At 67.7% G+C, this 6,197-nt stretch carries 5 protein-coding genes; 2 read left to right on the top strand and 3 right to left on the bottom strand.

Going from position 1 to position 6,197, the window contains the following annotated elements; all coding sequences use genetic code 11:
- The first annotated feature begins 292 nt into the window (after nt 1-292).
- Both VIB55_RS06220 and VIB55_RS06215 read left to right on the top strand, forming a co-directional pair.
- Nucleotides 293-685 (top strand): BlaI/MecI/CopY family transcriptional regulator, encoded by a 393-nt coding sequence (locus VIB55_RS06220; protein WP_331875803.1) that lies wholly within the window; start codon nt 293-295, stop codon nt 683-685.
- 3 nt (nt 686-688) lie between these two features.
- Entirely contained in the window at nt 689-2,260 is a 1,572-nt protein-coding gene (locus VIB55_RS06215; protein ID WP_331875802.1) for a M56 family metallopeptidase, read from the top strand.
- 117 nt (nt 2,261-2,377) lie between these two features.
- On the opposite strand, the gene VIB55_RS06210 is transcribed toward VIB55_RS06215, so the two are convergent.
- The 3 genes from VIB55_RS06210 to VIB55_RS06200 form a co-directional block, all read right to left on the bottom strand.
- Complete coding sequence (locus VIB55_RS06210; RefSeq protein WP_331875801.1) at nt 2,378-3,790, bottom strand: Fic family protein; 1,413 nt, start codon at nt 3,788-3,790, stop codon at nt 2,378-2,380.
- A gap of 79 nt (nt 3,791-3,869) precedes the next feature.
- A complete protein-coding gene (gene ettA / locus VIB55_RS06205; protein WP_331875800.1) occupies nt 3,870-5,555 on the bottom strand; it encodes an energy-dependent translational throttle protein EttA in 1,686 nt (561 codons plus the stop codon).
- 276 nt (nt 5,556-5,831) lie between these two features.
- A partial coding sequence (locus VIB55_RS06200) for a shikimate kinase (protein ID WP_331875799.1) occupies nt 5,832-6,197 on the bottom strand: 366 nt, incomplete at its 5' end.

The following is a 6,197-nucleotide window of genomic DNA, read 5'->3' as shown; positions in this document are numbered from 1 at the left end:
AGGACCATGTGGCCCGCCCAGAGTGTGTGGCGGATCATCCCTCAGTCGCTGCGGAGTTGGCGCGTGAGGGCAGGTGCCTCGTGGCCGCTCCATCGGGATGACATCATGCTCCTTCGGCAGGTGTGCGCGAGCGTGCCGGTGAAGCCTCCCGGCTGTCTGGGAAGCTTTGAAACAGCCGCCCGGCGTGCTCGATCCGAAGCTCGGTTTCCTTGACACTCCGGCGGTCCGTGCCTACCCTTCGCAAGCTGCTAATTCCTTAGCGACCCTTCCATTCGCCCGACCATCCGCCGCAATGCCCGACGCAACCACCGCATCCGACCTCAGCCGCCGCGAGCGGCAGATCATGGACGTGGTCTATCGGCTGGGAAAAGCCAGCGTGAACGACGTGCTGGACCGCATCCCCGAGCCGCCCAGCTACTCCGCCGTCCGCGCGCTGATGCGCATCCTGGAAGAGAAGGGTCACCTGGCACACGAGCAGGACGGCCCGCGCTACCTGTACCTGCCTACCGTACCCCGTGAGTCGGCCCGGCGCAGCGCGCTTTCGCACATGGTGCGCACCTTCTTCGGCGGCTCCACCGAGGCCGCGGTCGCCGCGCTGCTGGACGAATCGCGCAACCGGATGTCCGAAGCCGAGCTGGAGCGCATTGCCAGCCTGATCGAAACGGCGCGCAGCCAGGGCCACTGACGGATGTCCATCCCGCTCCCCGCCCACGATGCCGCCCCGTGGCTGGCGCCCGCCGTATGGCTGGTGGCCCGCGGGACGCTGCTGCTGGCCGCCGCGGCGCTGGCCGCGGCGCTGATGCGGCGGCGGTCGGCGGCGGCGCGGCACCTGGCGTGGGGGCTGGTGATGGTTTCGCTCCTCGCCCTTCCCGCGCTGTCGCTGGTGCTGCCGCACTGGGAGCTGGCATTCGTGTCGGTGGATGCCATCCATCCCGCACTCCTCGTCCCCGGCGCACGGGCAGCGGTGCTGGCAGCGCTGCCGTGGGGGACGATCGCGCTGGCGCTCTGGGCGGCGGGCGCGCTGATCGCGCTCGTCCGCCTGGCGGTGGCGCAGGCCGCGGTGCGCGCGCTCGCAGGGCGTGCGGAGCCCATCACTGGCGGTGAGTGGATGGAGCGGATGAAATCGGCGGCGCGGGAGTTGGGGGTCGCCCGCCGCGTGCGCCTCCTGCGCGCCTCCGGCGGTGCCATGCCGATGACGTGGGGAATCGTGCACCCGGCCGTGCTCCTGCCCGCCGAGGCGGACGCGTGGAGCGCGGAGCGGCGGCGCGTGGTGCTGCTGCACGAGCTTGCGCACGTGGCGAGGCGCGACTGCCTTTGGCAGCTGGTGGCCTCGCTGGCCTGCGCGTTGTACTGGTTTCACCCGGGCGCGTGGTGGGCCGCGCACCGCATGCGCGAGGAGCGCGAGCAGGCGTGCGACGACCGCGTGCTCGCCGCGGGAACGCGCGCCTCGGACTACGCCGGCCACCTGCTGGCGGTCGCCCGCGCCTTCCGCCCCGCCCGCCTGACCGCGGCCGCGGCGGTGGGGATGGCGGCTCGATCGCAGCTGGAGGACCGCGTGGTGGCCGTGCTGGATGGCGCCCGCGCCCGCGACAGCGTCTCCGCGCGCGTGGCCCTGGCGTGCGCCGCGATCGGGGCGCTGGCCCTGCTTCCGCTCGCCGCCGCCGCCCCGTCCGTCCGCGTGGACGACGACGCTCCGCGGCCCACGCCAGCCGTCACCGCCTCGATCGACGGCCACGCGCGCCCGCAGCCGCGCCGGTCGACCAATCGCCGTGTAGGCCGGCCGGAGCCATCGCCCGTTCAGCTATCGAGCGCCGCTCCAGTGAAGCCGGCCAACGCCCTTCTTCGCGACGCCGCGCCCGGGCCGTCCGTCGGGCCCGAGCTGCAGGTGACGTACGACGTGAACCTCGCCGACCTCTGGGCCGCCGCTCGCGACGGAGACCCGGATGCCCGGCGCGGCGCCACGTGGGGAGTGGGGCAGGCGGAGCCGCGGCTGGCGCAATCCGCGGTCGCGCGTTCGGCGCGGGAGTACGACTTCCGCTTCAACGGCGCGCTGGGCCTGGACGAGTACCGGCCGCGCCCGAGCGAGCCCGCACGCGCGCCCACCGGCACCGGCCGCGCCATCCAGCCCCCGCGCACCGCGCGCAAGGCACCCGAAGCGCGCCCAATCGAACGCCCCGTGCGCATCCTCTCCGACGCGCACGAGCCAGACACGCTGCCCGCCGTCGGTGGCCCGCACGCCCCCGAGACGCCGCAGAACTGATCGAACAGCGTCTCACGCGGAGGCGCGGAGGACGCGGAGAAAAGAAGGAGGGTGGCCGCGTGCTCGCGCGGCCACCCTCTTTCTACATCACCAACCCCCTTACATGCGCATGAGGCGCTATGTAGACCTGTCCTCGCCTGGTGGAGCCGGCTTCCGAGTATTTTGAAGCAAGTTGTTCAGAGCCTCACCAAAGATTCGCTCCGCTCCAATCATCAGGCGCATTCTCAGCGCAGCGGTCGGACCGTGCACCAATTCGGAAACGCGAGCGCTGAACACGCGGCGCTGAGTGGTCGTTTCAACCAGGCTGATGTCGTCCTCTCGTTCGGCATTGAGTGGCACGGCGACTACGTAATTAATGTCGAGATGGGCTTGTACCGGGGGGCCGATCCTAAAACTCAAGCCGAGCGTGTCCCACTCCGCGCTCGTAACTACACGGCCCGCCGGAATGGTCGCAAAACGCTGCTGGTAGTGGTTCCCACGGTTAACGGAGATTCTAAGCCGCTCACCTCGCTCATAGCGTGTGGCTTGGGATTCAAACTGTTGCCGCACTTGCTCAAAGAGTTCCCGCCCCGCTTTCTCAACGTCTTCCTGCGTGTATCCCCCCCGCGTGGTGAAGAGGGCCTGCAATTCTCCAAGTGCCTCCGCCGGCTGCGGGCTCAGTGCAGCACCGAGGCTCTCGTTGACCAACAGGATCGAATCCAGCGCTCGCTCCATCGTGAAATCGGTGAAGCGCTGGTAATCCCCTCGATCCGCCGCCGCAAGCGAGTCCAGGTATTCCTTTCGGTTCTCGACCAGAATCATCAATGGAATGGAGTGCGCGCGGTAGGTGAAAATTGAGGCGAGAGCACGTGCCACGCGGCCATTGCCATCAGCGAATGGATGTATGACTACAAAAGCATAATGGGCGTATGATGCCTGTAGAACGGGGTGCGCCTCAAGGAACTCTTCGCTTCGAAGAACTTCACAGAACCGATGCATCTCCGCAGGCACCAGGTCTACAGGCGCGTAGGCGTGGGTGCCTCCGCCCGCGAGCCGAACGTGGTTGGAAAGGTGCTTGTACTCGCCTGTCGGGAGTTGGTGCGTCTGAGGCCCTACTTCGGTCATTACCGAATAGGTCTGCTGAGCTGCACAAAGTTCCTGATGTAGTGTGCGGATCCACGTTTCCGAGATGGGAGCGCGGTTCGTCGCAACATCGAGGACGTAGTCGTAGGCACGGAGTTGCGACTCGAACAAGGCCCGCACCTGCTGGCCCTTGGAGTCCATTGCAGCCTCCCACACAGCAGCTTGAGTAGCCACGGTGAAGGTAAACCCTCGATCTACGTCATACAGCCCTTCGATTGCGCCGGTATCTACTGCGGCTGCACGTTTCACAACCTCTCGCGCACGAGCGAGTTCATCAGGAGAGACTCGCCCGCGCTCCGCAACAATTGCGGAGTAGCGATCCCAGCGCACATGGTCGATCGACGCTTTCGCCCACTCAGAGAATGGAGGAAACGTACGATAGGTAGCATCCACCGCGCGGGGATCCACGTCATGCTCCCGGATTCGGGTTATGGAACGCGCCGAGGCTCAGCACACGACATTCTGCACCCGGCGCATTCGGCTCCGTTCACGCCCGCACGAGGCGCTTGTACTTGATGCGGTGCGGGATGTCGGCGTCGGCGCCCAGGCGGCGCTTCTTGTCGGCTTCGTATTCCTGGTAGTTGCCTTCGAAGAAGACGACGCGGCTTTCGCCCTCGAACGCCAGGATGTGCGTGGCGATGCGGTCCAGGAACCAGCGGTCGTGGCTGATGACCACCGCGCACCCGGCAAAGTTCAGCAGGGCGTCTTCGAGCGCGCGCAGCGTGTCGACGTCCAGGTCGTTGCTGGGCTCGTCGAGCAGGATCAGGTTGCCGCCTTCCTTCAGCAGCTTGGCCATGTGCAGGCGGTTGCGCTCGCCGCCCGACAGGTGCTTCACCAGCTTCTGCTGATCGCTTCCCTTGAAGTTGAACCATCCGCAGTACGCGCGCGAGTTCATCTTCAGCTTGCCGAGCTCCAGCGTTTCCTGCCCGCCCGAAATCTCCTGCCACACCGTGTTCTCGCCGTTCAGCGCGTCGCGGCTCTGGTCCACGTACGACAGCTTGACGGTGGACCCCACCTTCAGCGCGCCCGCGTCGGGCTGCTCCTGCCCCGTGATCATGCGGAACAGCGTGGTCTTGCCCGCGCCGTTGGGCCCGATGACGCCCACGATGCCGCCGCGCGGCAGGCGGAAGTTCAGGTCTTCCACCAGCAGCTTGTCGCCGTAGCCCTTGGCCACCCCGTCCGACACCACCACCTCGTCACCCAGGCGCGGCCCGGCGGGGATGATGATCTCGGCCGTGGAGGCGCGTTCCTTCTGGTCGGCGTTCAGCAGCTCTTCGTAGCTGGTCAGGCGGGCCTTGCTCTTGGCCTGCCGCGCGCGTGGGGCCATGCGCACCCACTCCAGCTCGCGGTCCAGTGTGCGCTGGCGCGCGGACGACTGCTTTTCTTCCTTCCGCAGGCGCTCCTGCTTCTGCTCGAGCCAGCTGGTGTAGTTGCCCTTCCAGGGAATGCCCTCGCCGCGGTCGAGCTCCAGGATCCACTCCGCCACGTTGTCCAGGAAGTAGCGGTCGTGGGTGATGGCGACGATGGTGCCCGTGAACGCGGCCAGGTGGTGCTCCAGCCAGGCCACCGACTCGGCGTCCAGGTGGTTGGTGGGCTCGTCGAGCAACAGCATGTCGGGCTCTTCCAGCAGCACCTTGCACAGCGCCACGCGGCGCTTCTCTCCGCCGGACAGGTTCTCCACCCGCGCGTCGGGGGGCGGCAGGCGCAGGGCCTCCATGGCGATCTCGATCTTGCGGTCCAGCTCCCACAGGTTGGCCGCATCGATCTGATCCTGCAGCCGCGCCTGTTCTTCGAGCAGCTTGTCGAAGTCGGCGTCCGGCTCGCCGAAGCTCATGTTCACTTCCTCGAAGCGGCGCAGCACCTCGCGCTGCGCCCGCACGGCCTCTTCGACGTTGCCGCGCACGTCCAGCGCCGGGTCCAGCTCCGGCTCCTGTGCCAGGTAGCCGATGCGCGTGCCCTCGGCCGCCCACGCCTCGCCGTTGAAGTCCTTGTCGACGCCGGCCATGATGCGCAGCAGCGAGCTCTTGCCGCTGCCGTTGGCGCCCACCACACCGATCTTGGCGCCGGGGTAGAACGACAGCCAGATGCCCTTGAGGATCTCGCGGTTGGGCGGAACCACCTTGCGCAGTTCCTTCATCACGTAGATGAACCGCGACGTATCTGTATTGCTCATCGGATCAGGATCAGGAAACGGTCAGCGCGGCGGGCCGCGGAGGTGCTTTCGAGGTCCGAAAATACCACGAGGAGCTCCGTTGGAACAGCGGTAACTACGGTCACGACTGTTGAGTCGCACACGCGCCGGCGTTGTCATCCCGACGGAGCGTCCCCGCCGAACTCGCCCGTATGCCGTGGACCGCAGCGACCGAGGGATCCGCCACACACTTCGCCGAGCACGCCGCAGCGGAGGCCCCGCCGTGCCGCCGTTCCGTCCCGAACGCAGGTGCCCTCGTTACCGTAGCCTCACCTCGCGCCGGGTGCGGATGATGGTCTCGATCTCGAAGGCGATGTCCTCGGGCGAGCGGCCCTCGGCGGGGATGGAAACGTCGGCCAGGCGGTACAGCGGCTCGCGTTCCGCCAGCATGGACGCGATCATCCCGCGCGGGTCCGGGTGCTCGCGGAACGGCCGGTCGATGGTGTCGGCGCGCAGGCGGCGCACGGTTTCGTCGACGGATACGCGAAGCCATACGGAGAGCGTGGTGGCGCCCAGCGGGTCCAGCTGTTCGGGGCGCAGTATCCATCCGCCGCCGGGCGCCAGGACGAGGTTCGGTTGGTCGGCGACCTCGGCGGTAAGCGCCGCCTCCATCGTCCGGAACGC

Source organism: Longimicrobium sp. (genome assembly GCF_036554565.1).
Lineage (GTDB): Bacteria > Gemmatimonadota > Gemmatimonadetes > Longimicrobiales > Longimicrobiaceae > Longimicrobium.
This window is presented reverse-complemented; position numbering and strand designations above follow the sequence as displayed.